Below are 23,022 nucleotides of genomic sequence, written 5' to 3'. Positions count from 1 at the left end.
GTTCAGACAAGCCCGGCATGGGCAAGCGCGGCGTCGACCAGCTTCTTCGATGCCTCACACGGTTCGGTCATCGGCAGCCGCAGTTCAGGGCTGAACCCCGCCCGCACGCGTGACAGCGCATATTTCACCGGGCCCGGCGACGCGTCGCTGAACAGCGCCGAATGCAGCGGGAACAAGCGGTCCTGCAGCTGCAGCGCCGCGGGATAATCGCCGGTTTCACACGCGGCCTGGAAATCGGCACACAGGCGCGGCGCAACATTGGCGGTGACCGATACGCACCCCCTGCCCCCCATCGCCATGAAGCCCAGCGCCGTGTCGTCATTGCCCGACAGCTGACAGAAATCGGGGCCACAGGCGGCACGCTGCATCGACACGCGCGTCAGCACGCCGGTCGCGTCCTTCACGCCAACAAATTTGCCGGGAAACGCCGCCACCAGTCGCCCCATCGTCTCGACCGCAATATCGGTGACGGTGCGCGCGGGCACGTTATACAGCACGATCGGCAAACCACCCTCGTTCGCCAGCTTCTCAAAATGGCGGAAAACGCCCTCCTGATTCGGGCGGTTGTAATAGGGCGGCACCAGCAATGCTGCCGCAGCACCCGCATCGCGTGCGGCATGCATATGCTCCAGCGCAACCGAGGTGTCATTGGACCCGCACCCCGCGATCACGGGCACCCGGCCTGCGGTCTGGTCGATGCATACGGCGAGCACGTGATTATGCTCACTGATCGACATCGTCGCCGCTTCCCCCGTGGTCCCGCAGGGCACCAACGCCGATGAGCCTTGCTCGATCTGCCAATCGATAAGTGCGCGGTAAGTCGGCTCGTCGAAGCGGCCATCACGGAACGGCGTGGCGAGCGCCGGAATCGAACCCGAAAACATGCGATGAAAACTGCCCGTCAAGAGGATTTTCGGGGGCGACAGATAGGGCCGCTGGGCATATCCTGTCCAGCATGCCGGGTATGTTTTCCAAGTTCGTTCTGATCGGCGCCAGTGTATCGGGCGCCGCGCTTGCCACGCAGACCATGGTGCAGCCGCTGCCCCAGACGCAGCCGCAGCGTCAGACATGGCCACCGCGCGGGCTCGATCAGGTCGTGCCGACCCAGCGCCAGGCGCAGGCCGAAACGGTGCAGCCGCTGCCATCCTATTATGGCAATCCACTGGTCGCGACGATCGACCAGTGGAAACGGCTTCAGCAATCCGATAGCTGGCCCTTTGCCGATTACGCCAATTTCCTGCTTGCCCATCCCGGTTGGCCGGGGGAGGCCGGACGCCGACAGGCGGCGGAAGCGTCGCTGGACAGCGGCACCCGCGACCCGGCGCTCGTCATGCGCTTTTTCCAGCGATTCCCGCCCGTCTCGTCGGCCGGTCATGTCCGCTTTGCCGAGGCGCTGGAGGTCAGCGGGCGGCGGGCCGAGGCGCAGGAGCAGGTGCGCCAGGCATGGCGTCGCGGCGTACTGCGCCCGGCGGACGAAGCGCGGCTGATGACCGGCTTTGCCAGCGCCATCGGCCCCGCCGACCATGATGCGCGCATGGATGCGCTGCTCTGGGCAGGCGCCACCAGCGCGGCGACGCGGCAGCTGGCGCTTGTGTCTCCAGCGCGGCGGGCGGTCTATGCCGCGCGGCTGGCGTTCCGCACACGCGCGGCGGACGCGGCAACACTGGATGGCAGCGTGCCCCCCGCCGACCGCACGGATGCGGGCTATATCGCCGACCGGGCACAGTGGCTTCGCAATGGCGGGCAAAGCCCGGCGGCTCGCGCCTATCTGGCGCAGGCACGCGCTTCGCTAACGCGCCCCGCTGATGTCGAGGAATGGTACGAAGTCCTTTTGACCAATGCTCGCGCGGCAGAGGCGGACCGGCAATATCAACTCGCCTATGACATCGCGCGCCAGATCGACGACGCCTATCCCGCCGGCACCGATGTTTCGACACGCCCCTATGGGGAGCGCGACGACTATACCTCGCTTGCGTGGCTTGCGGGTCAGGTGGCGCGCCGCGACCTGAACCGGCCGCAGGACGCGGTCGGCATGTATGCGCGCTATGCCGGCGGCTCGCGCACGCCGCAGACTCAGTCCAAGGGCTATTACTGGGCTGGCCGCGCGGCCGAAGCGGCTGGCGATCAGGCAACCGCACAGACGCACTATGCCCGCGCCGCGGTCTGGCCCGACCTTTATTACGGGCAGCTCGCCGCCGAACGCATGGGCCGCGCGATCCCCCGCGTCGCTCAGGCATCGCCCGGCGCGATCGACGCTGCCGTGCGCGACTCTTTCTTCAAGCGTGAAGTCGTCCGCGCCGCGCGGCTGCTCGGCGAAATGGGGCGCACGGCCGATCAGAACCTGTTTGTGCGTCAGATCGCGAATGACGCAAAAAGCGCTCCCGATCACGCGCTTGCCGCCGAACTGGCGGGGCAGATCGAGCGCCCCGACCTGCGCGTGATGATCGGGCGCAGCGCGTCGCTAAATGGCCATGCCGCGCTGGTGGCAACGGGCTATCCCACGCTGCCGGCCACAGGGGCCGCATCGGCCAATTTCACGATGATCCACGCGATCGCGCGCCAAGAAAGCCAGTTCGACCGCAACGCCGTCAGCCGTGCGGGCGCGCGCGGGCTGATGCAGCTAATGCCCGGCACCGCGCGCGAACAATCGGGCAAGCTGGGGCTGGGCTATAACTTGGCCTCGCTGACCGGCGATCCGGGCTACAACGTCCAGCTGGGATCAGCCTATTTCCAGCGGATGCTCGACTATTATGGCGGCAGCTATCCGCTGGCCGTCGCGGCCTATAATGCCGGGCCGGGCAATGTGAACAAATGGCTCCGCGCCAACGGCGACCCACGACAGGGCGTGGACGTTCTCGACTGGGTCGAGGATATTCCGATTTTCGAGACCAAGAACTATGTTCAGCGCGTGCTGGAGAATGCGGTCGTCTATGACCTGCTCTACCCTGATCGCGCCCGGTCGAAGGGGCCGACCAACCTGTCCTGGTATCTCGGCAAGTCGCGACCCGGCTGACCCGGATCATGGACCGTCCAAATCACATCACACCCGCGGGTTACGCGGCGCTGAAGGCCGAATATGATCGGCTGCTCGGCACCGAGCGACCGGCGATTGTGGAAATCGTGTCCTGGGCCGCGGGCAATGGCGACCGTTCGGAAAATGGCGATTACCTCTATGGGCGAAAGCGCATGCGGGAGATCGACCGGCGGCTGAACTTTCTCGCCCGGCGGATGAAGGCCGCCCGCGTCATCGACCCCGCCCGCGCGGAAGACCGCAGCCGCGTCTTTTTCGGCGCCACAGTGACCATCGTCGATGAGGACGATCAGGAACGCGTGGTCACGCTGGTGGGCGATGACGAAACCGAAGCCGCGGCCGGCAAGATCGGCTGGCACGCCCCCCTGTCGCGCGCTTTGAAGGGCGCGGCGGTGGGCGATCTTCGCACCGTTCAGCTGCCATCCGGCGCGCGTGAATATGAAGTGCTGGCCATCACCTATCCCGATCCTTGATGGAACCCATGGGGTCTCCGGGCGCTTGATTCGGCGTGAAGGAGAGCGAAATGGAACATCCCCGCACCACCAGCGCCCGCGACCACGACGATCATGAGATCATCGACGCTGCGACCGAAGCCCCCGATGACGTCGGACGCTCGGGCGGCAACCTGGCCCGCGACGTCGCCACGCGTGACGAAGCGTCGAAGATTGCCGATCCCGACGGCAGCACCAATGTCGAAAAAGCCGATTCGACCCGCCACGGCGAACGCTATGAAGTGGACAGGGCGCGCGGCGCCTGAGCGTCTTGCGACCAGCGCGTTCCTGATTGCGGCGGGCGGCGGTTGCGGTGCAATGTACAAAGGCGCACCACTGCTACCCTAGCATCGCCGCTATCGCGGCAGGGTCTACGCGTAGGAAAGATTGAATGACGGTTATGACAACGCAACGCCTGTTTGTATCGGGTCGGGTCCAGGGCGTTGGATACCGCGATTATGCCACCCGGCAGGCGCGCGCACTCGGCGTTACGGGCTGGGTTCGCAATACGCGCGACGGGCGCGTCGAAATGCTCGTATCGGGGGATGATGAAGCGTTGCAGCGCTTTGTCGAGGCTTGCCGTTCCGGCCCGCCCCTGGCCCGCGTCGATACGATCGAGGCCCAACCGGATAATGAGGAGCGCAGCGCGCGCGGTTTCACAAAGCGCTTTACAGCCTGAGATACCGGCGCTCGTCGGTTATAAAAGGGGGCGGGCCGTGCAGATGCGCGGCCTGCCCCTTTCAATTACGCCTTGTAAGTGACCTTCTTCACCGCTTCGATCACGCGCGCCACATCGACCAGCGCCAGCTTTTCGAGGTTGGCGGCATAGGGCAGCGGCACGTCCTCGTTCGTCACGCGCAGTACCGGCGCGTCGAGGTCGTCGAAGCCCTTTTCCATCGCCACGGCGGCGAGTTCGCTGGCGATCGAGCAGGTGGGCCAGCCTTCTTCCACCACGATCATGCGGTTGGTCTTCTTCAGGCTCTTCAGCACGGTCGCCGTGTCCAGCGGACGCAGCGTGCGCAGATCGATGACCTCGGCATCCACGCCCTCGTCCGCCAGCTTTTCAGCCGCTTCCAGTGCGACGCCGACGCCGATCGAATAGGACACGATCGTTACGTCCTTACCCGGACGCATGATACGCGCCTTGCCGATCGGCAGCACGAAATCGTCGAGCTTGGGCACGTCGAAGCTGCGGCCGTACATCAGCTCGTTTTCGAGGAAAACGACCGGATCTTCGCTGCGGATCGCAGCCTTCATCAGACCCTTCGCATCGGCGGCGTCATAGGGTGCGATGACGATCAGGCCGGGGACGCTTGCATACCACGGGCCGTAGTTCTGGCTGTGCTGCGCGCCGACGCGGCTGGCCGCGCCGTTCGGGCCGCGGAACACGATCGGGCACCGCATCTGGCCGCCCGACATGTAATTGGTCTTGGCTGCCGAATTGATGATGTGATCGATTGCCTGCATGGCGAAGTTGAACGTCATGAACTCGACGATCGGACGCAGACCGCCCATCGCCGCGCCCGTGCCGACGCCGGCAAAGCCATATTCGGTGATCGGGGTGTCGATCACGCGCTTGGCGCCGAATTCGTCCAGCAGGCCCTGCGTGACCTTGTACGCGCCCTGATATTCGGCGACTTCCTCGCCCATCACGAACACGCGATCGTCGGCGCGCATTTCCTCGGCCATCGCGTCGCGCAGCGCTTCGCGGACGGTCTGCTTGACCATCTCGGTGCCTTCGGGAATTTCGGGCGCCAGATCGCCTGCCTTTTCGGCGTGGTCGGTCAGTTGGCTGGTGCCGGTTTCCTTCGGCTCCGGCTTGCCATCGGCCTGAACCGGGGCGGGCGCTTCTTCAGCCTTGGCCGCTTCGGTCGCCTTCGGGTCGCTCTTCGCCGGCGCCTCGACGGACGAAGCGTCTTCGCCCTCTTCGGCCAGCACGGCGATAACTTCGCCGACCTTCACGCTGTCGGTGCCCTCGGCCACGACGATCTTGGCAATCGTGCCCTCGTCAACGGCTTCGAATTCCATCGTCGCCTTGTCGGTTTCGATTTCGGCCAGGATATCGCCCGACTTGACGGTGTCGCCTTCCTTCACCAGCCACTTGGCCAGCGTGCCCTCTTCCATGGTGGGCGACAGTGCCGGCATCTTCAGTTCAATTGCCATCTCAATAGCTCTCCACCAGCACTTCGGTGTACAGTTCGGCGGGTTCGGGTTCGGGCGCGCTTTCGGCAAAGTCCGCGGCTTCGTTCACGACCTTGCGGATTTCCTGCTCCAGCGGCTTCAGATCGGCCTCGCTCAGGCCGAGCTTTTCCAGCTCGCGCTTCACGGCTTCGATCGGGTCCGACTTGTCGCGGACGGCCTGAACCTCGTCACGGCTGCGATATTTGGCCGGGTCGGACATCGAATGGCCGCGATAGCGATAGGTCTTCATCTCGAGGATGATCGGCCCCTTGCCCGCGCGGACCCAAGCAATCGCTTCCTCGGCCGCCCCGCGGCAGGCGAGCACGTCCATGCCGTCGACCTGGATGCCGGGGATGCGGAAGCTTTCACCGCGCTTGTACAGCTGGTCTTCCGACGACGCGCGATTGACGCTGGTGCCCATCGCATACTGGTTGTTTTCGATCACGAAGATGACCGGCAGCTTCCACAGCTCGGCCATGTTGAACGCTTCGTAGACCTGACCCTGGTTTGCGGCGCCGTCACCGAAATAGGTCATGCACAGGCCGCCGTCCTCGGCATATTTGTGCTTGAACGCCAGACCGGCGCCCAGCGAGACCTGCGCGCCGACGATGCCGTGACCGCCGTAAAAGCGGTGCTCGGTCGAGAACATGTGCATCGACCCGCCCTTGCCCTTGCTGATGCCGGCCGCGCGGCCGGTCAGCTCGGCCATGATGACCTTGGGGTCGATGCCATAAGCCAGCATGTGGCCATGGTCGCGATAGCCGGTGATGACCGAATCCTTGCCGACTTCCAGCGCCGACTGAAGGCCGACCGCGACCGCTTCCTGACCAATATAAAGGTGGCAGAAGCCGCCGATCAGACCCAGCCCGTAAAGCTGGCCGGCCTTTTCCTCGAAACGGCGGATCAGCAGCATCTGCTTATAGAAGTCGAGCAGTTCCTCCTTCGAGGCCTCGTACCGCTTCGGCTCGGCTGGCCGTTCGCGGTTGGGAATTGCAGGGTCGCTTTGTGCGGTGCGCGCCGGTGCCTTGGCCACGATGATGAAACCTCGTTCCTGGGGGAGCATGAAGCCTTGACCGCGGCCTATAATCGCGAAAGTCAGCCGGGCGCAACGCCGTAGCCGCATCGGGTAGCACAATAGCGGTGCGAATACGATTGCCTGCCCCATGGAAATGCCGCGAAACGCGCGCTACTGCGTGGCCATGAACCGCTCCCCGCTCGCTCCCGCTGCCTTCCCCGTCCTGCCGCCTGTCGCTGGTGTTGCGCTGCGCGTTGCGCGCGCGGGCTATAAGGCATGGGACCGTGCCGACCTGACGCTGGCGCTGTTGGACGAAGGGAGTGTCGTTGCGGGCGTGACCACGCGCAGCAAATGCCCCTCGCCCGAGGTTGAGTGGTGCCGCCGCGCACTGGTGCTGGGCCGTGCGCGCGCACTGGTCGTCAATGCGGGCAATGCCAACGCATTTACCGGCAACCGTGGCCGTGCGGCGGTTGAAGCGATCGCCGCCCGCGTGGCGGGTCAGCTTGGTTGCCAGCCCTCCGACGTGTTCGTCGCCTCGACCGGCGTGATCGGCGTCCCGCTTCCGATCGACCGCGCCGAAGCGGGCCTGGACGCCGCCGTCACCGCCCCCGTGGCAAGCTGGGAAGACGCTGCAAACGCCATTGCGACCACCGACACCTTTGCCAAGGGCGCGTCGGCGACCGCCGTGGTGGACGGGCGCAACGTCACCATCTCAGGCATCGTCAAGGGATCGGGCATGATCGCGCCCGATATGGCGACGATGCTCGGCTTCATCTTCACCGACGCAGCCGTCGAACCCGCCTTTCTGCAAAAGGCGCTGGAGGACTCGAACGACACGACATTCTCGTGCATCACGGTCGATGGCGACACGTCAACCAGCGACACGGTGCTGGCCTTTGCGACCGGCAAGGCGGACAATCGCGTTCTGGCGAATGACGACGACGCAGGCGCCGATGCCTTTCGCGCGGCGCTGGCCGATGTCTGCCGCCAATTGGCGCATCTGGTCGTGCGCGATGGTGAGGGCGCGTCCAAGTTCATCCGAATCGATGTCGAGGGCGCCGACAGCGACCGCAGCGCACATCGGGTGGCGATGAGCATCGCCAACTCACCCCTCGTCAAAACCGCCATTGCGGGTGAGGACGCCAATTGGGGTCGCGTCGTCATGGCGGTGGGTAAGGCGGGCGAGCCGGCCGAACGCGACCGGCTATCGATCGCGTTCGGCGGGATCGAGGTCGCGCGCGACGGCCTGGTGGTCGAGGGCTATGACGAAGCGCCTGTCGCCGCTCACCTGAAGGGCGACGAGGTGGAAATTGCCGTGAACCTGAACATTGGCGAAGGGCGCGCGACCGTGTGGACGTGCGACCTGACGCACGGCTACATCGCCATCAACGCCGATTATCGCAGCTGAGGCGACCGCGCCTCAGGCGGCGCGGTCGAACAGGCTGAAACTTTGCGGCAATCGCTTGGGCGCGCCGCCGCCCAGCATCGTCTCGATCGCGTCGATGGCGGCCACCAGGTCGCGCTGCGGATAGGGCTTGGCCAGGCAACCCGCCGCCAGCGATCGCGCATCGCCGGGACAATTACCGGTTACGAACAATACGATCGACTGGCGTGCATGAGCCACGCGCGCGACATCGACGCCGCTTCCATCGGCCAGCTCCACATCGACCAGCACCAGATCGATTTCAACCTCACCCGACAGGCACGCGACCGCGTCCTCGACCCTGTCCAGCGTTGCCACCACCTCGAACCCGGCTTCCGTCAGGAAGTGTTCGGTGTCGAACGCGACCAGCGGCTCGTCCTCCACGATGAGGATGCGGGTGATTCGCCGCTTTTTCCGTACGAACAACATGGTGACGCTCGACTTCCCTGTTCGACCCGCGGAACATTGCGCCCGCAGTCGCAAAACCCTCTACGCCTCCCGGTCGATCCCATGGCGAGATTTTTTTGCGGGAACGCGATGGTTGCACTATCAGCCCGTGCTGTGTCCAAGCCCCCTGAAACGCAGCGCATCGCAAAGCTGCTCGCCCGTGCCGGAATCGCGTCGCGGCGAGAGATTGAGCGCATGATCGCCGAACGCCGCATCGCCCTCGACGGTGTTCCCCTCGAAACGCCTGCGACCCTGCTGGCCAGCCTGCGCGGCGTGACCGTGGATGGTAAGCCCGTGGCCGCCCCTGCGCCCGCGCGCCTGTTTCGCTTTCACAAGCCCGCCGGCGTGCTGACGGCGGAGCGCGATCCCCAGGGGCGGCGCACCATTTACGACGTGCTGCCCGACGGTCTGCCGCGTGTGATCCCGGTCGGCCGACTCGACCTGAATACCGAAGGGCTGTTGCTGCTGACCACCGATGGCGAGCTGAAACGCCAGCTCGAGCTGCCCGCGACTCAGGTAAAGCGCACCTATCGCGCCCGCGCCTTTGGCGAGGTCAGCCAGGCACAGCTTGAGGATCTGATCGAAGGGATCGAGATCGACGGCGTGCGTTACGGCTCGATCGACGCGAACATGGAGCGGCGCACCGGCGCAAATGTGTGGATCGAAATGACACTGACGGAGGGCAAGAATCGAGAGGTTCGCCGCGTGCTGGAACATCTGGGGCTGACGGTCAGCCGCCTGATCCGCACCAGCTATGGTCCGATCCCGCTGTCCGACATGCCCGTCGGCGGCGTCGATGAAGTTCGCCAGCACGACCTGATCCAGTTCCGCCGCGAGCTGCGCCTGCCCGCCGACCGCCGCAGCGACACGCCGCTGGTGACCCGCGCCAGCGTCAGCCGCCCCGCGCCCGCCCCCGCCCCGGCAGAAGCGCCCAAGCCAGCACGGCCGGGTCGCCCGGCACCTGCGGGCAAGCGCATGGCGGCCCGGCCCGACGACCGCGCCCGCCCGGCAGCGAAGGCAGAGGCGCGAAAGCCCGTGCGTAAGCGTGAGACGAAGGAAGCGCTGGAGACCGATCGCAAGCGGCTGACACCGCGCACCGACCGGCCCGGCACGGACCGTCCCGGCGCTTTTGCCCATGCGGGTCGCCCCGCAAAAGCTGGTGACGGCGCTCCTGCGCGTGCGGGACGCCCCGCGACGAACCGCGACGGCCCGCGCGGCCCCGGCAAGCCAAAGCGCCCCGGCCCCGGCGGGCGCCCCGGACCGCGAAAGGGATCGCGCTGATGCGGATCATCGCCGGAACCGATCGTGGCCGCCCGCTGGTCGCGCCCAAGGGTGAGGCCACCCGCCCCACTGCCGACCGTGCGCGCGAGGCACTGTTTTCCATGCTGGCCAGCCGCGTCGGCAGTTTCGAGGGGCTGGCCGTCGCCGACCTGTTCGCCGGATCGGGGGCGCTGGGGTTCGAGGCGCTGTCGCGCGGCGCCGCAAGCTGTGTCTTCGTGGAGCAGGACCGCGCCGCGCTGGACGCGCTGCGCGCCAACGCCGCCAAGCTGGGGCGCAAGATCGACGTGCGCGCGCAGTCGGTGCTGGCGCTTGGCCCGACCTCTGCCGCGCTCGACGTGATTATGATGGACCCGCCCTATGCGACGGGTGCAGGGTCCGTCGCGCTCGACCGGTTGGCGCGGCTTGGCTGGGTCAACGACGCCACTTGGGTCAGCATCGAAACCGCGCGGGACGAGATGGTGGACGTCAAGGGATTCGCGATCGACGTGTCGCGTGTCCATGGCAAGGCGCGGCTCACCCTGTTGCGGCGCGATTCGGGCGACACGTTCATCTGACGCTCAGCTTTTTCTTCCTAGCCCGGCACGCAAGCACAGCGTTTTCGGGAGAGAGAAGATGCGCGATCGCCGCACCCAACATCGCCTCGCGCTGGCCGTCGCCGCCGCGACGCTGGCCGGGTTCCTCACCGCATGGGCCGCGCCCGACCAGCGCTCGCATCAGGTGATGCAGCGGGAAATTGCAGAGGTGGCCCGCGACGCGCGCGGGTTCCTGTCACCGCGCAGCGCCGCCGGTCTGGATCAGGCGTTGCCCGTGGCGCGCACGATCGTCAGCAAAAGCCAGTAAAGCCCGCCTGACAACGTCATTGCGACGGGCAGCGTCAGCAGCCACGCCAGCGCCATGTTGCGCAGCGTGCGGGCCTGCAGTCCCTGCCCGTTCGCCACCGCCGCACCCGCGACGCCGGAAGACAGGATGTGCGTGGTCGACACCGGCAGGCCGAAGCGATCCGCCGCCAGGATGGTCGCCGCAGCCACCAGTTCCGCCGACGCACCCATGCCATAGGTCAGGTGCTGCTTGCCGATCTTCTCGCCAACGGTCACCACGATACGGCGCCAGCCGACCATCGTGCCCAGCCCCAGCGCCAGCGCCACCGCGATCTTCACCCAAAGCGGGATGTAACGCGTGCCTGATTCGAGCTGCTTCTGATAATCGCTCAGCGCGGTCAGCTCGTTCGCCGTGAAGCGGCGCGCGGCATCGTCGGCCTTCAGCACCAGCTTGGTCGAATCGAGCACCAGGTACATGTCGGCGCGCAGGTTGGGCGTCGCCGCGGCGGGCACCTTGGCCAGCGCGCCATACTCACTCACGCGCGTGCTGATGTCGCGCGACAGCGCCGCCATCGCGGCATAGCTGTCTGGCGTATTCACGCGCCGCGTCTGCAAGGCGCTCGTCAGGATGGTCCGCGCATTGTCGATCGGCAGCGGGGCGGAACCGCCCCGCGCGCCCAGTACCGTGCCCGCCCGGTCCGCGGACTGGACAAATGCCGGGGTCGTGCTTTCGGGCATGGTGCGGTTCAGCGCATAGGCGGTGGGCGCGCAGCCGATCAGGATCAGCATGATCAGGCCCATGCCCTTCTGACCGTCGTTGGACCCATGGCTGAACGACACCGCCGTGCAGGTGAAGATCAGCAGTGCGCGGATGCCCTTGGGCGGCGGCGCATCGCGTTCGGGCGCCGAATAAAGGCGCGGGTTCTTCAGCACGCGGCGCATCACCAGCAGCAGCACCAGCGCGGCGAAAAAACCGATTGCCGGCGCCATGGCCAGCCCGGTCAGCACCTTCTGCGCCTGGCTCCAGTCGACGCCGGCAGTGCCCGCCGTCGACCCGGCTGCCATCAGCTGGTTGGCAACGCCGACACCCAGCACCGATCCGATCAGCGTGTGGCTCGACGAATTGGGCAGCCCGACATACCAGGTCGCGAGATTCCACAGCACTGCTGCCAGCAACAGCGCAAAAATCATCGCATATCCGGCGCTGGACCCCACGTTCAGGATCAGCTCGACCGGCAACAGGGTTATGATGGCATAGGCGACGGCGCCCGATGACAGCATCACGCCCAGAAAATTGAAAAATCCCGACCAGACGACCGCAAAATGAGCCGGCATCGAATTGGTATAGATGACCGTCGCCACCGCGTTGGCGGTATCGTGAAAGCCGTTCACGAATTCGAAGCCGAGCGCGATCACCAGCGCCAGCGCCAGGAACGCGAAGACACCCATCGCCAGTTCTTCGCCGACCTGCTGCGTGTCGATCAGCACGCTGGCACAGGCATAGACGAAGCCGCCTGCCAACAGCAGCAGGAAGATCAGCCTGGCAAGCGGATGATGGCGATTGGACAGGTCGGGGCCGGCTCCGCTCGAACTGAGGGGATCGGCGGAATCAAGTGCGGCGGTGGCCATATCGGCGCCCTGTCGCAAGGATGTGACCGATTTATGACAATCGCGACGAGCTTTCGCGCATGTCCCGTTCGGGGACCGTCCGCAAATTGGTCCATTCCCGTTTGATCCCATTCCCTTAGCGGCGATGAAGGATCATGCCTTTCACCATGCGCGATGACGAACCGTTGGCCCTGCGCCCCGACGCCTGCGTCACTGCGTCGGACCTGGTCCGCCAGTTCGGCCTTTGGCAGGAACGGGCGATCCAGCAGCCGGTGTTCGTCATGCGGCGGGGGCGCCCCAGCCTCGTTCTGACCTCGATCGAACTCATGCGACGCCTTTGTTCGCCAAACCCACAAACCGGCAACGACACGCTTGATGCGCTGTTGCTTGATACCATGGCCGAGCCGGTTTTCGTGATCGACGGCGACGCGAGGGTTCAGCGGATGAACCGGGCCGCCCGCATGGCGTTTGGCAGGCCGACCGGTGCCGAGATGTTGTCCGCAATCCTGCCCGATGCCGCCGCTCGGTTCCTGGCCGACCTGGCGGCGCGTGCGCGCCGGACCGGTGCGACCCGCAACACCGAGCTTGCCGTAGGTGATCGTCGCTACCGCTTTGCCGTGATCCCGATGGACGGCGGCGCCGCGCTGATAGCGGACGACTGTACCAGCGAAGATGACGCGGTCAGCGCGACTGCGCGCTTTGCAGCAATCGTCCAGGCCGCCGATATGCTCGACGACCTTGCCTGGGCGCGGGTCACCGCACGCGGTTATGTCGAGGCGGCGAGCGCCGCGTTGGGACGGATGGCGGGCATTGAGCAAGCGGTCCTGCAATCGGTTAGGTTCGTCACATTACTGGTTTCGGAAAACCGGCGGTCCGTGGCCGATGCCATCGACTCGGTCGTCGCCGATGGCACGCCCAGGCGCATGATCGTTGCGCTGAACTGTCGCAGCGGCGGGGAACGGTCGATGCGGCTCGCACTGGCGCCGGAGCGCGCGGGCGCCGGGGTGTCGTGCGTCACGGCGTTGCTGGCCCCCGCGCCGCCTTCAGCGAAATGACGTAAATTACCGATAAACCATCTCTTTACGTCTGCTGGCCTACAATCAGGGTTATGGCCGCGCACTGCTCGGTGCCGGGGACAAGGGAAAGTTGATGGCGACGACGTTCGTGGGGGTAAACGGCAGCGGCGGCGCGGCAGCGACGCTTGCTGTGCTGTTGCACGACGACGGCACCTTGTCGCACCGCCATGCACAACTGCTCGCGCGCCCTGACGCGCTGATCCGCGACGTGGCGGATGCGCTGCACGTCCTTGGCATGCTGCACGGTCATCATCCGGACCTGTTCGCGCGGGCACTGGCCCATGGCCAGCCGCAAACCGTCGCACCCTGGCTCACCACCGCCAGCGAGGGGTTCACAATCGAACGCCAATGGCTGACGGCACTCGTCGCGGCTGTCGGCCCGCTGCCCAGCACACCCGGTCAAGCGGAGAGCGAGGCTGCGGTCTTGAGCCAGCGGCACGCGCTCAACACGCTGATGCAGTCCGATCGCGCTGGGTGTGCGGTCGGCGCGGCTGCGGCGCTGGCACTGGACTGGACCGGGATCCGCGCCCTGCTGAGTCGCGCCGCTTCGCGCCTGGGCGTGGCGATCCCGCCGGATGCCTTGCCCTCCCCCGACGACGTGTATGCCGTGCTGGACGCCTTCGCCGCTCAGCCGCCGTTCGAACGGGCGATCCGCTTTGGCGCGCAGCAACTATTGGCCCAGCATCGCGGAATGTGGAATTTGCTGGAAGCACGCGCCAGCGCCCGCAACGAAATCTGACCCGACCTTGCGGCACGGACCGTCGGGCCATATCCCCGTTCCAACCGTGAAGGGGCAGCAAGCGATGCGTTTCGAAGGCACCAGTGATTATGTCGCGACCGACGATCTGAAGGTCGCCGTCAACGCCGCGGTCCGCCTGCGCCGCCCCTTGCTCGTCAAGGGGGAGCCGGGCACCGGCAAAACCGTCCTCGCCCATGAGATTGCCCGCGCCGCCGATGCGCCCCTGATCGAATGGCACATCAAATCGACGACCAAGGCGCAGCAGGGACTTTATGAATATGACGCGGTTGCGCGGTTGCGCGACGGTCAGCTGGGCGATCCCCGCGTGCACGACATCGCCAATTATATCCGGCGCGGCAAATTATGGGACGCGTTTACCAGCCCGGCTCTGCCTGTCCTGCTGATCGACGAGATCGACAAGGCCGATATCGAGTTTCCGAACGACCTGCTTCAGGAACTCGACCGGATGAGCTTCGACGTCTACGAAACCGGGGAGCGGGTCGCCGCGCGCGAACGCCCGATTGTCGTCATCACGTCGAACAATGAAAAGGAACTGCCCGACGCATTCCTGCGCCGCTGTTTCTTCCACTATATCCGCTTCCCGGACCGGGAGACGATGCAGGCGATCCTCGACGTCCATTTCCCCGGCATCCAGCGCATCCTGGTCAATCGCGCGCTCGACATATTCTACGAGGTGCGCGACGTGCCGGGTCTGAAGAAAAAGCCCTCCACCAGCGAGCTGATCGACTGGCTCAAGCTGCTGCTGGCAGAAGATATGCCGCTGGACGTGCTTCAATCGCGCGACACGCGCGCGGCGATCCCGCCGCTTCACGGCGCGCTGATCAAGAACGAAGCCGACCTGATGCTGTTCGAACGCCTCGCCTTCATGGCGCGGCGCGAGCGTTAAGGGGCGAGATCCCAACCGGTTGACGACGATTCGCAACCGTGCGACGTTTCACGCGGCTATGCTGATCCGGCGAGATATAGGGGCTGTCGGGTAATGCGTCTCCACTTGTCGACCCTGTTTTCCGTTACGTGCGCCATCAGCCTGACGGCACCGGCGCGGGCGGACATCATCCAGCAATATAATGGTCAGTGCGTACCCTTTGCGCGCGCGGTATCGGGCATCCAGATCTGGGGTGACGCCTGGACATGGTGGGAACAGGCGCGCCAGCGTTACGAACGCGGGCGCACACCACGCGTCGGATCGGTGTTGGTCTTTGAAAAGACCGACCAGCTCCGGCTCGGTCATGTCGCGGTGGTCAGCCACATTGTCGAGGACCGGGTGGTGATGCTCACCCACGCCAACTGGTCGCGTTTCGACGGCAAGCGGGGCCGCGCGGAACAGGATGTGACGCTGTTCGACGTTTCGCCGCGTGGCGACTGGAGCCAGGTGCGCGTCTGGTATCGCGACAATCAGGGCTTGGGTGGCAGCACCTACCCCACCTATGGCTTCATCTACCCCCCGGCCGGCAAGGCGCCGGCCATGCCCGAACTCAGCAGCCGCGCGCCCGATTATGTTGGGTCGCTGATCGACGCCTATGCCCGCTGATCGCGCGCGGCGCTTGCACCCGCGCCGCCTGTCGGTCAGACCATCGCCATGTTTCACGGCTTTGTCGAAGCACTGCGTGCCGCCGGCATCCCGGCCAGCCTGAAGGAGCACCTGCTCCTGCTCGAAGCGCTCGACGCCGAAGTAATCGAACGCACGCCCGAACAATTCTACTATCTCGCCCGCGCGATTTTCGTGAAGGACGAGACGCTGATCGACCGGTTCGACCGGGTGTTCGCCCATGTCTTTCGCGGCCTGGATGCGCCCATCGACGAGCGCGCCGCCATCCCGGAAGAATGGCTGCGCGCCGTCGCCCAAAAATATCTGTCGCCAGAGGAAATGGCCCGGATCGAGTCGCTCGGTTCCTGGGACGAGATCATGGAGACGCTGAAGAAGCGGCTTGAGGAGCAACAGGGCCGGCATCAGGGCGGCAACAAATGGATCGGCACCGGCGGCACCAGCCCCTATGGCAATTCGGGCTATAATCCCGAGGGCGTGCGGATCGGCGACGACAGCCAGCACAAGCGGGCGATCAAGGTGTGGGACAAGCGCGAATTCGCCAATCTGGACAGCAATCGTGAGCTCGGCACCCGCAACATCAAGGTCGCCCTGCGGCGGCTCAGGCGCTTTGCGCGAGAGGGCGCGGCGGACGAACTCGATCTCGACGCAACGATCGCCGGCACCGCGCGACAGGGCTGGCTGGACGTGCGGATGCGGCCCGAACGGCACAATGCGGTCAAGCTGCTGCTGTTCCTCGACGTTGGTGGTTCGATGGACCCGTTCATCCGCCTGGTCGAAAACCTGTTTTCCGCCGCCACCGCCGAGTTCAAGCACCTGGAATTCTTTTACTTCCACAACTGCGTTTATGAGGGCGTGTGGAAGGACAATCATCGCCGTTTCACCGAGCGCACGCCCACGGCGGAGGTGATTCACCGATTCGGCCCCGACTATAAGCTGATCCTGGTCGGCGACGCCGCGATGAGCCCCTATGAACTGACGCACCCCGGCGGCTCGGTCGAACATTATAACGAGGAAGCGGGCCTGACCTGGCTGAGCCGGCTGACCGACACCTACCCCGCCGCCGCATGGCTGAATCCCGTGGCGGAGGCGCATTGGGGTTATACCCATTCGGTCGGCTTGGTGCGTCAGGCGATGCGCGAACGCATGTATTCGTTGACGCTTTCCGGCCTCGATGATGCCATGCGTGAGCTGTCGCGAAAACGCTGAGTGTTGACAGAGGGCGCGCGGCGCTTCATCAGCCCTCACCTCACCGCGTCGAGGCCCGATGGCGGAGTGGTTACGCAGAGGACTGCAAATCCTTGCACGCCGGTTCGATTCCGGCTCGGGCCTCCAAATCCTGCGCTCCAGTGCGCGGTTCTTGCGATTGGCGGTGTGATCTCTCGTCAACCCCGAAATCCGCGATGCATCGGGCGGGGGCAAAGCGAGCGTTCATTGCCTCGTCAGGCGGCAATCGCTAACCCGACCGGATGATCCGGAGCCAAGTTCGAACCGCCCTCTTTGTCGTTCTTGTCGGGACGTCCGTAGCAACTGCGGCAGGTCAACCCGTTCCGGCTCAAATCAAAACGATCGACATTCCGCCATCACAGTCAGAGCCGCCGCCTGCCCTGACCCCGGCGCCTGCGCCGCCCGAACCGGCAGTCGAGACCTCCGGCGGGCTTGATCTCGTGCTGCCCACAGTCGACGAGGCCCGTGCCATCGATGAGGACGCGATCGGCCCCGATACCTCAGGCGAGACCACGACCGGAGTCGACACCGATGCTGCTGGCAGCGCGATGGCCGCGATCGAAGCCTCCAGGCTTCGTCGCGCCAATGCCGAGCAGCTTGCGGCGGCGCGGCGTCAACTCGATCAGATTTCGGCCGACAAGCAAGCGGCACGCGACCGTCTTGCCCGGTATCGGGAAGCGGAGGCAGCGCACGCCGCGGCTGTTGCCGATTATGAAGCCCAGCTTGAAGCGTCGCGCGCGGCGCGCCGCCGTTGGGAACTTGACGTTGCCGCCTGTCAGGCTGGTCGGAGGGAACGCTGCCAACCGCCGGCAACCCTAAATTGAACGGGTACGACGACTCACTGCTAAGACTTGATTGACAATAGCCCGCAACTCGAACTCACCGCTCTTTCATCGGCAGTCCTGACCGACAGGCGAATCGGCCCTACCGCGTGATGCGTGGCACCTCCGAGCGGCGCCCAGGCGGGAGGAGAGCGAGCAGCATCGTGCCGGATCTTCCGGCAGCATGTAAGCTGCCGAAAGATCCGACCTCCGTTGTCGTACGACCGCCAGTCTTTACATACCGGCGGCGGTCGGGCGGACGACGATTTCGTTGATATCGACGCCCTCCGGTTGTTCGAGCGCGAAGCGGATCGCGCGGGCAATCGCATCGGGCGTCAGCGACTTTTTTCGCCACTCCTGGAGCGCCGCTGCGACAGCCTGATCGGTGATGTCGTTGCCAAGCTCAGTCTCGACCACGCCGGGCGAGACGATGGTCGCGCGGATATCGTCATGCTCCTGCCGCAGGCCGTCGGTGATTGCCCAAACCGCAAACTTGCTGGCGCAATAGACCGCAGCTGTCGGCATCACCATGTGCGCCGCGATCGAAGCGACGTTCACCACATGCCCGGACCGCTGCGCGACGAAACGCGGCAGCACCGCCGCAATGCCGTTCAGCACGCCGTGGACATTCACGTCGAACATCTTCTTCCATTCATCGCGCTTCAGCGCAGCCAGCGGCGAAAGCGGCATGACTCCGGCGTTGTTGACCAGTGCGTCGATGCGACCGAAACGCGCTTCGGCGGCTTTGGCAAAGGCATCGAAGCTGTCGCCGCTGGTCACGTCCAGTTCCTGCCATGCGACCGCCCCGCCCATTTCGGCCGCCAGCGCCCGCAGTCGCTCGCCGCGCCGGGCGCCGATGAACAGCGTTGCACCGCCCGCCACCAGTTCGCGCACCGTTGCTTCGCCAATGCCACTCGACGCGCCGGTTACGAGTACGACCTTTTCGCTCAGTACAGTCATGGTCACTTCCTCCTCTTTTGATGAAGCGGAGATGCCGCGCCTGACCGAAAGGGCGGTAGAACGATGATCCGCGGACTTTGCACGATCCTGCAAAAGGCGCATGGCCGGGCTTGCTTCATCTTTGTCAGGATGAAAGGCATGACGCATGGCTACCATGGATCAGCTCGCCAGTATCATCACCCGCCATGCGGACGGACCCGGCATGTACAGCACGGCGCTGCCCTGCCTTTCGCTTTTCCGGGTGGAACGCCCGACCATGCCGATCCCGTCGGTTTACGAAGCCTCGCTTTGCCTGATCGCCCAGGGTGCCAAGCGGGTGACGCTTGGCGAGCAGAGGTTTGTCTATGACGCGTCCAGCTACCTGATCGTCTCGGTCGACCTGCCGCTTACCGGCCACATCATCGAAGCGGCACCTGAGGCGCCCTATCTGTGCTGCAAGATCGACCTGGATCTCTCCGCGCTAGCCGACCTGATCGTGGCTGAGGGAAAGGCGCATCGTGCGGGCGATCATCCCGCGCTTGCCGTCTATCCAAGCGACCCCGACCTGATCGACGCCGCGTTCCGACTGGTGAAGCTGCTGGATCAGCCTCAGGCCATTCCTGCGCTCGCACCGCTAATCGAGCGCGAGATCGTGTATCGATTGCTGACCGGCCCGCACGGCCCTACCCTTCGGAGCCTCGCCGCCGCAGACAGTCACCTGAACCAGGTTAGCCGCGCCATTGCCATGATCCGCAGCCGCTTTCGTCAGCAACTGCGCATCCGCGACGTCGCTGCAGCGGCGGGGATGAGTGAATCCTCGTTGTACGAGCACTTCAAAGCGGTGACGCGGATGACGCCGCTTGAGTATCAAAAGCAGCTACGCCTGCAGGAGGCGCGGCGGCTGATGTTACTGGAAGGCGCAAGCGCGGGGGCGGCGGCCTTTGCGGTCGGCTATGAGAGCCCGTCTCAGTTCAGCCGCGAATATCGCCGAATGTTCGGCGCACCCCCGCGGCAGGACGTCGAACGCCTGCAAGTCGGTCAGGACTATCTGAGCGCGGCGTGAAGGCTTAGAGCCTCGCCGACGGACGGTCAGCCAGCATGTCGCAAGGGGAGACGACCGCCGATCATCGATTGAATCCAGCGGCTTTGCTCAAGCACCAGCCGCCAACTGCGGACCCGGCCGTGTGGGGCTCACCTCGAACCGGGCGAGCGTGGATACAGCGCCGTCACGCCTGTCGACCTGATCCAGAACGCGCACATCGGCCGTCATGCTGGCCGAAGTCATCTCGAACAGGTGATAGCCGCGCTGGTTGTTGATCAACTGCATATGCGGATTATGGTCCAGCGCGCGCAGTTCGTCCGGGTGGCGGGCGCCGCCGGTCCCGCCCGATGAAATCGAGGTCGCGAGAAACTCACTGGCAATCGCGGGGCCGTCCAGCGCGTTCGAATCCGCCGGAACCGACCCGATATAATTCTGGTGCGCGTCGCCGCTGGCGATCACGACGTTGGACAGGCGGTGGCGACGGATGCTGTCGATCAACCGCTGGCGCGACAGGGCATAGCCGTTCCAATTGTCCGAACTCACCACCGGAGCGTTGCCCCCATCCTTTCGCACGTCATGCGGCATGACCATCACCTGCTGTGCGATGAAGTTCCATTGCCGGTCGTTCGCCAGTCCCTGGTCCAGCCACCCCTCCTGCGCGGCGCCCAGCATGGTCCGACCCGGCCTGTCGGCGGGAAGGCATTTGATCGTTTCCGACCGTGGTCGTCCGGGCCCTTCACACAGCTGGTCGCTGCGATAGGACCGCGTGTCCAGCACGTGCATTCGGACCAGTCGGCCATAGTCGATCCGGCGATAGGCGCGTCCGCCGAATATCGGCACCTGATCGCGGCGTACCGGCATATGCTCATACCATGCCTGCATCGCCGCCGCCTTGCGCCGGGCAAACACGGTCGCGGGATTGCCGTCCTTGTCGACCCCGGCAGCCCAGTTGTCGTCAATCTCATGGTCGTCGAACGACAGGATGAACGCGGCGGCGGCATGGGCGGCCTGGAGGTCGGGATCGGCCTTATACTGACCGTAACGGCGCCGATAATCGTCAAGCGTGTAAAGCTCTTCCCCCAGATGCAGGCGCGGACCCGCACCGGGGCGAGCGGCGAATTCATACAGATAATCGCCATAGTGAAACACGGCGTCGAGGTCCGGCTCGCGCGCAATATGAGCAAAGGCGGTGAAGTATCCCGCCTCGAAATTCTGGCACCCCGCGACGGCCAGTCGCAGCCGGTCGATAGGCGCGTCCGCTGCGGGCGCTGTGCGGGCAGTGCCGACGGTGCTGGTCCCCCCGCCTGCCACCATGAAGCGGTACCAATGCGGCCGATGGGGACGCAGGCCGCCAACCTCGACATGTACCGAATGGGCGAAGCGCGCTTCGGCACGGGCAGATCCGGCGCGGACGATGCGGCGAAATGCGGAGTCCTCCGCCACCTCCCAGCGCACCGGCACGTCGATCGGCGGCATCCCGCCGTCCGGCGATTGCGGATCGGGAGCCAGACGCGTCCACAGGACGAAACCGTCCGGCGATGGATCGCCCGCGGCAACGCCCAGCGTAAAGGGGTCGGTGGCAAAGCGTGGCGCCGCCAGCAATCGGGCGGGTACTGCACCGGCGGTCAGCGCCAGCCCCATACCCCTGATGATGTCGCGGCGATCGAATCCGGTCATGCCCATTCCCCTGTCAGCCCGTGACGAAAGGACGCCTCAGCGGATCGAAACCCGACAATGCCGTGCGATCAAATCCGGTTTTCGCCCGGGATCGACAGGATGATCGCATCGTCCGCCCGCCGCGCTTCCAGCCCGTATGCCGCCTCGATCGCGCGAAGGGCCCGGTCGGGTTCGGCGATGCGGAACCGGCCGCTGACCGGCAGGTCGGCCACTTCCGCGCTTTCGATCCGAATGGTCTGACGGGCATGGCGCTGGACCTTGGCGATCAGCACGCTCAGCGGCACGTCGTTCGCCTCGAACCAGCCGGTGGTCCAGTCGGGCGTCTGCGCGGCGCCCGATCGCGGTTGCGCCGGGGCGACCACATCCTTGCCCAGGATGCGGGTCTGCTGTCCCTTTTTGAGCACGAGCGGCGATGCGGCCGCCGCTTCGACCGCCACGGCGCCGCGATATACCTCGACCACGGTGCGGCTATCGCTCTGGCGGTCGACGTTGAACGCCGTGCCCAGCACCCGAACCGACGCATTGCCGCTGCGCACTTCGAACGGGCGGTGGGGATCATGCGTGACGTCGAAAAATGCCTCGCCCTGCGCCAGCGTCACGTCGCGGCGCCACGGCCACATGCGGACGCGCAACTCGGCTTCCCCGCTCAGCGCGACCTGTGTGCCGTCGGACAGGGCAATGTGCTCCCCCGCCCCGCGCCCGGTGCGGTAAGTGGTGGTAAGCAAGCTCGGCAGCAGCAGAAACAGCGCCAGCACCGCACACGCCGCAATGCCAAGCCACGGCGCAACACGGCGCAGACCCTGCCCCGCCCCACGGTCAGCACCAGCCCGATCCGCCTCAGCGGTGGCGCGCAATGCGTCAGCCAGCGTGTCGGAGTGCCACAGCGCCTGCACATCGGCAAAATCGTCGCGATTGCGCGCATCTTCGCGCATCCATTCGTCAAATGCGGCGCTGGCGGCGGTGTCGACCGTCGGCTGGTCCAGCCGGGTCACCCATTGCGCGGCCTGCTGTGCTGCGCGGTCCTGTGCGTTCGGATCGCGCGTCATCGGCGGCGTCCCGGCGTTGACGACGAAAGCGCCTGATGCAGATCCGCCAAGCCCCGCGTGATGTGCTTTTCGACGGCTTTCAGGCTCAATTGCAGATCCCGTGCGATCGCCGCGCAGCTTTGTCCCTGCAAACGGCGACGAATGATGACCTCGCGACGCAGCGGCGGCATCACGGCCAGCGCCTCTTTCAGAACGGACAGTTCCTGTCGTGCGGCAACCACGCGATCGGGGAGCGGTGCGTCGTCGCAAATCAGTTCCTGCTCATCCTCGTTCGAATAACGGCGTTCCCGGCGATGATGATCGACCAACAGATTGGACGCAATGCGAAAACCCAGTGCATAGACACTAACCACCGTCTGTTCGTGGCATTGCTGAACCAGTCGCGCCAACGTCTCCTGAACCACGTCCTCCGCCAGATCGGGTCGATTTGTTCGCGCGCGGACATAACGGCCAAGGGCGGCGGCCACGGCTTCCCAATCCTCTTCGGGATGGGGCGGGCAATCCGCGATCCTGGGCAGCGAAAGGGGCATTGGGCATCCGATGGTGGAACGCCCGGCCCCTTATGGACGAAATGTTACAGTTCGGAATAACAT

24 protein-coding genes and 1 tRNA gene are annotated in these 23,022 nt (G+C 65.4%); 16 read left to right on the top strand and 9 right to left on the bottom strand.

The genetic code is table 11. The features are described 5' to 3' along the window. Positions 1 to 2: 2 nt before the first annotated feature. Positions 3 to 884, bottom strand: a complete 882-nt coding sequence (gene dapA, locus ACAX61_RS10490; protein ID WP_370714699.1) for a 4-hydroxy-tetrahydrodipicolinate synthase — start codon at positions 882 to 884, stop codon at positions 3 to 5. A gap of 71 nt (positions 885 to 955) precedes the next feature. On the opposite strand from dapA, the gene ACAX61_RS10485 reads away from it, so the two are divergent. The 4 genes from ACAX61_RS10485 (at position 956) to ACAX61_RS10470 (ending at position 4,201) form a co-directional block, all read left to right on the top strand. Continuing rightward, positions 956 to 3,013, top strand: a complete 2,058-nt coding sequence (locus ACAX61_RS10485) for a lytic transglycosylase domain-containing protein (protein WP_370714698.1) — start codon at positions 956 to 958, stop codon at positions 3,011 to 3,013. An 8-nt stretch (positions 3,014 to 3,021) separates the two neighbouring features. Next, the gene (gene greB / locus ACAX61_RS10480) at positions 3,022 to 3,504 is read left to right on the top strand and encodes a transcription elongation factor GreB (protein WP_370714697.1); all 483 of its coding nucleotides are present in this window, start codon (positions 3,022 to 3,024) and stop codon (positions 3,502 to 3,504) included. Positions 3,505 to 3,554: 50 nt separating this feature from the next. Further along, complete coding sequence (locus ACAX61_RS10475) at positions 3,555 to 3,788, top strand: hypothetical protein (RefSeq protein WP_370714696.1); 234 nt, start codon at positions 3,555 to 3,557, stop codon at positions 3,786 to 3,788. 125 nt (positions 3,789 to 3,913) lie between these two features. After that, positions 3,914 to 4,201: an acylphosphatase gene (locus ACAX61_RS10470; protein ID WP_370714695.1), complete on the top strand. Its 288-nt coding sequence runs from the start codon at positions 3,914 to 3,916 to the stop codon at positions 4,199 to 4,201. A 65-nt stretch (positions 4,202 to 4,266) separates the two neighbouring features. Here the strand turns inward: ACAX61_RS10470 and ACAX61_RS10465 are convergent, their stop codons facing one another. Together ACAX61_RS10465 and pdhA are read right to left on the bottom strand one after the other, a co-directional pair. Next, entirely contained in the window at positions 4,267 to 5,685 is a 1,419-nt protein-coding gene (locus ACAX61_RS10465) for a pyruvate dehydrogenase complex E1 component subunit beta (protein WP_370714694.1), read from the bottom strand. A gap of 1 nt (position 5,686) precedes the next feature. Further along, the gene (pdhA, locus tag ACAX61_RS10460) at positions 5,687 to 6,736 is read right to left on the bottom strand and encodes a pyruvate dehydrogenase (acetyl-transferring) E1 component subunit alpha (protein WP_370714693.1); all 1,050 of its coding nucleotides are present in this window, start codon (positions 6,734 to 6,736) and stop codon (positions 5,687 to 5,689) included. A gap of 166 nt (positions 6,737 to 6,902) precedes the next feature. On the opposite strand from pdhA, the gene argJ reads away from it, so the two are divergent. Then, a complete protein-coding gene (gene argJ / locus ACAX61_RS10455; RefSeq protein ID WP_370714974.1) occupies positions 6,903 to 8,126 on the top strand; it encodes a bifunctional glutamate N-acetyltransferase/amino-acid acetyltransferase ArgJ in 1,224 nt (407 codons plus the stop codon). A 12-nt stretch (positions 8,127 to 8,138) separates the two neighbouring features. Here argJ and ACAX61_RS10450 read toward each other — a convergent pair whose 3' ends face one another. After that, positions 8,139 to 8,570, bottom strand: coding sequence for a response regulator (locus ACAX61_RS10450; RefSeq protein ID WP_370714692.1), 432 nt, complete (start codon positions 8,568 to 8,570; stop codon positions 8,139 to 8,141). 108 nt (positions 8,571 to 8,678) lie between these two features. On the opposite strand from ACAX61_RS10450, the gene ACAX61_RS10445 reads away from it, so the two are divergent. The 3 genes from ACAX61_RS10445 to ACAX61_RS10435 are packed head-to-tail and all read left to right on the top strand — an operon-like array spanning position 8,679 to position 10,709. Then, the gene (locus ACAX61_RS10445) at positions 8,679 to 9,869 is read left to right on the top strand and encodes a pseudouridine synthase (protein WP_370714691.1); all 1,191 of its coding nucleotides are present in this window, start codon (positions 8,679 to 8,681) and stop codon (positions 9,867 to 9,869) included. Continuing rightward, positions 9,869 to 10,423 (top strand): 16S rRNA (guanine(966)-N(2))-methyltransferase RsmD, encoded by a 555-nt coding sequence (gene rsmD, locus ACAX61_RS10440; RefSeq protein WP_370714690.1) that lies wholly within the window; start codon positions 9,869 to 9,871, stop codon positions 10,421 to 10,423. Before ACAX61_RS10445 ends, rsmD begins: the two co-directional genes overlap by 1 nt. 58 nt (positions 10,424 to 10,481) lie before the next feature. Next, positions 10,482 to 10,709 (top strand): hypothetical protein, encoded by a 228-nt coding sequence (locus tag ACAX61_RS10435; protein WP_370714689.1) that lies wholly within the window; start codon positions 10,482 to 10,484, stop codon positions 10,707 to 10,709. On the opposite strand, the gene ACAX61_RS10430 is transcribed toward ACAX61_RS10435, so the two are convergent. Continuing rightward, on the bottom strand, positions 10,664 to 12,316 hold the full coding sequence (locus ACAX61_RS10430; RefSeq protein WP_370714688.1) for an inorganic phosphate transporter: 1,653 nt from the start codon (positions 12,314 to 12,316) through the stop codon (positions 10,664 to 10,666). The two genes, ACAX61_RS10435 and ACAX61_RS10430, sit on opposite strands and share 46 nt — an antisense overlap. Before the next feature lie 134 nt (positions 12,317 to 12,450). On the opposite strand from ACAX61_RS10430, the gene ACAX61_RS10425 reads away from it, so the two are divergent. The 7 genes from ACAX61_RS10425 to ACAX61_RS10395 all read left to right on the top strand — a co-directional run bounded on the left by ACAX61_RS10425 (position 12,451) and on the right by ACAX61_RS10395 (position 17,728). Then, on the top strand, positions 12,451 to 13,350 hold the full coding sequence (locus ACAX61_RS10425; RefSeq protein WP_370714687.1) for a nitrogen regulation protein NR(II): 900 nt from the start codon (positions 12,451 to 12,453) through the stop codon (positions 13,348 to 13,350). Between the two features lie 94 nt (positions 13,351 to 13,444). Next, positions 13,445 to 14,110, top strand: a complete 666-nt coding sequence (locus tag ACAX61_RS10420; protein WP_370714686.1) for a DUF6975 family protein — start codon at positions 13,445 to 13,447, stop codon at positions 14,108 to 14,110. 64 nt (positions 14,111 to 14,174) lie between these two features. Continuing rightward, positions 14,175 to 15,017: an AAA family ATPase gene (locus ACAX61_RS10415; protein WP_370714685.1), complete on the top strand. Its 843-nt coding sequence runs from the start codon at positions 14,175 to 14,177 to the stop codon at positions 15,015 to 15,017. A gap of 93 nt (positions 15,018 to 15,110) precedes the next feature. Further along, positions 15,111 to 15,662: a CHAP domain-containing protein gene (locus ACAX61_RS10410; protein WP_370714684.1), complete on the top strand. Its 552-nt coding sequence runs from the start codon at positions 15,111 to 15,113 to the stop codon at positions 15,660 to 15,662. 48 nt (positions 15,663 to 15,710) lie between these two features. Next, positions 15,711 to 16,886 (top strand): vWA domain-containing protein, encoded by a 1,176-nt coding sequence (locus ACAX61_RS10405; protein WP_370714683.1) that lies wholly within the window; start codon positions 15,711 to 15,713, stop codon positions 16,884 to 16,886. Between the two features lie 52 nt (positions 16,887 to 16,938). Next, positions 16,939 to 17,012 (top strand) — tRNA-Cys (locus ACAX61_RS10400). A 332-nt stretch (positions 17,013 to 17,344) separates the two neighbouring features. Continuing rightward, positions 17,345 to 17,728 carry a hypothetical protein gene (locus ACAX61_RS10395; RefSeq protein WP_370714682.1) on the top strand — a complete coding sequence of 128 codons (384 nt, stop codon included), beginning with the start codon at positions 17,345 to 17,347 and terminating at the stop codon, positions 17,726 to 17,728. A 231-nt stretch (positions 17,729 to 17,959) separates the two neighbouring features. Here the strand turns inward: ACAX61_RS10395 and ACAX61_RS10390 are convergent, their stop codons facing one another. After that, entirely contained in the window at positions 17,960 to 18,685 is a 726-nt protein-coding gene (locus tag ACAX61_RS10390; protein WP_370714681.1) for an SDR family oxidoreductase, read from the bottom strand. A 145-nt stretch (positions 18,686 to 18,830) separates the two neighbouring features. Between ACAX61_RS10390 and ACAX61_RS10385 the strand changes: the two genes are divergently transcribed. Further along, positions 18,831 to 19,727: an AraC family transcriptional regulator gene (locus tag ACAX61_RS10385; protein WP_370714680.1), complete on the top strand. Its 897-nt coding sequence runs from the start codon at positions 18,831 to 18,833 to the stop codon at positions 19,725 to 19,727. 87 nt (positions 19,728 to 19,814) lie between these two features. Here ACAX61_RS10385 and ACAX61_RS10380 read toward each other — a convergent pair whose 3' ends face one another. The 3 genes from ACAX61_RS10380 to ACAX61_RS10370 all read right to left on the bottom strand — a co-directional run bounded on the left by ACAX61_RS10380 (position 19,815) and on the right by ACAX61_RS10370 (position 22,959). Then, the gene (locus tag ACAX61_RS10380; protein WP_370714679.1) at positions 19,815 to 21,383 is read right to left on the bottom strand and encodes an alkaline phosphatase D family protein; all 1,569 of its coding nucleotides are present in this window, start codon (positions 21,381 to 21,383) and stop codon (positions 19,815 to 19,817) included. A 68-nt stretch (positions 21,384 to 21,451) separates the two neighbouring features. Continuing rightward, on the bottom strand, positions 21,452 to 22,429 hold the full coding sequence (locus ACAX61_RS10375; RefSeq protein WP_370714678.1) for a FecR family protein: 978 nt from the start codon (positions 22,427 to 22,429) through the stop codon (positions 21,452 to 21,454). Then, complete coding sequence (locus tag ACAX61_RS10370) at positions 22,426 to 22,959, bottom strand: RNA polymerase sigma factor (RefSeq protein ID WP_370714677.1); 534 nt, start codon at positions 22,957 to 22,959, stop codon at positions 22,426 to 22,428. The genes ACAX61_RS10375 and ACAX61_RS10370 overlap by 4 nt, the downstream gene beginning before the upstream one ends. Positions 22,960 to 23,022: the final 63 nt, after the last annotated feature.

It is taken from the genome of Sphingomonas sp. IW22 (assembly GCF_041321155.1).
Classification (GTDB): Bacteria; Pseudomonadota; Alphaproteobacteria; order Sphingomonadales; family Sphingomonadaceae; genus Sphingomonas.
The sequence above is the reverse complement of the archived record's forward strand: the minus strand, read 5'-3'. Positions and strand labels throughout refer to the sequence as shown.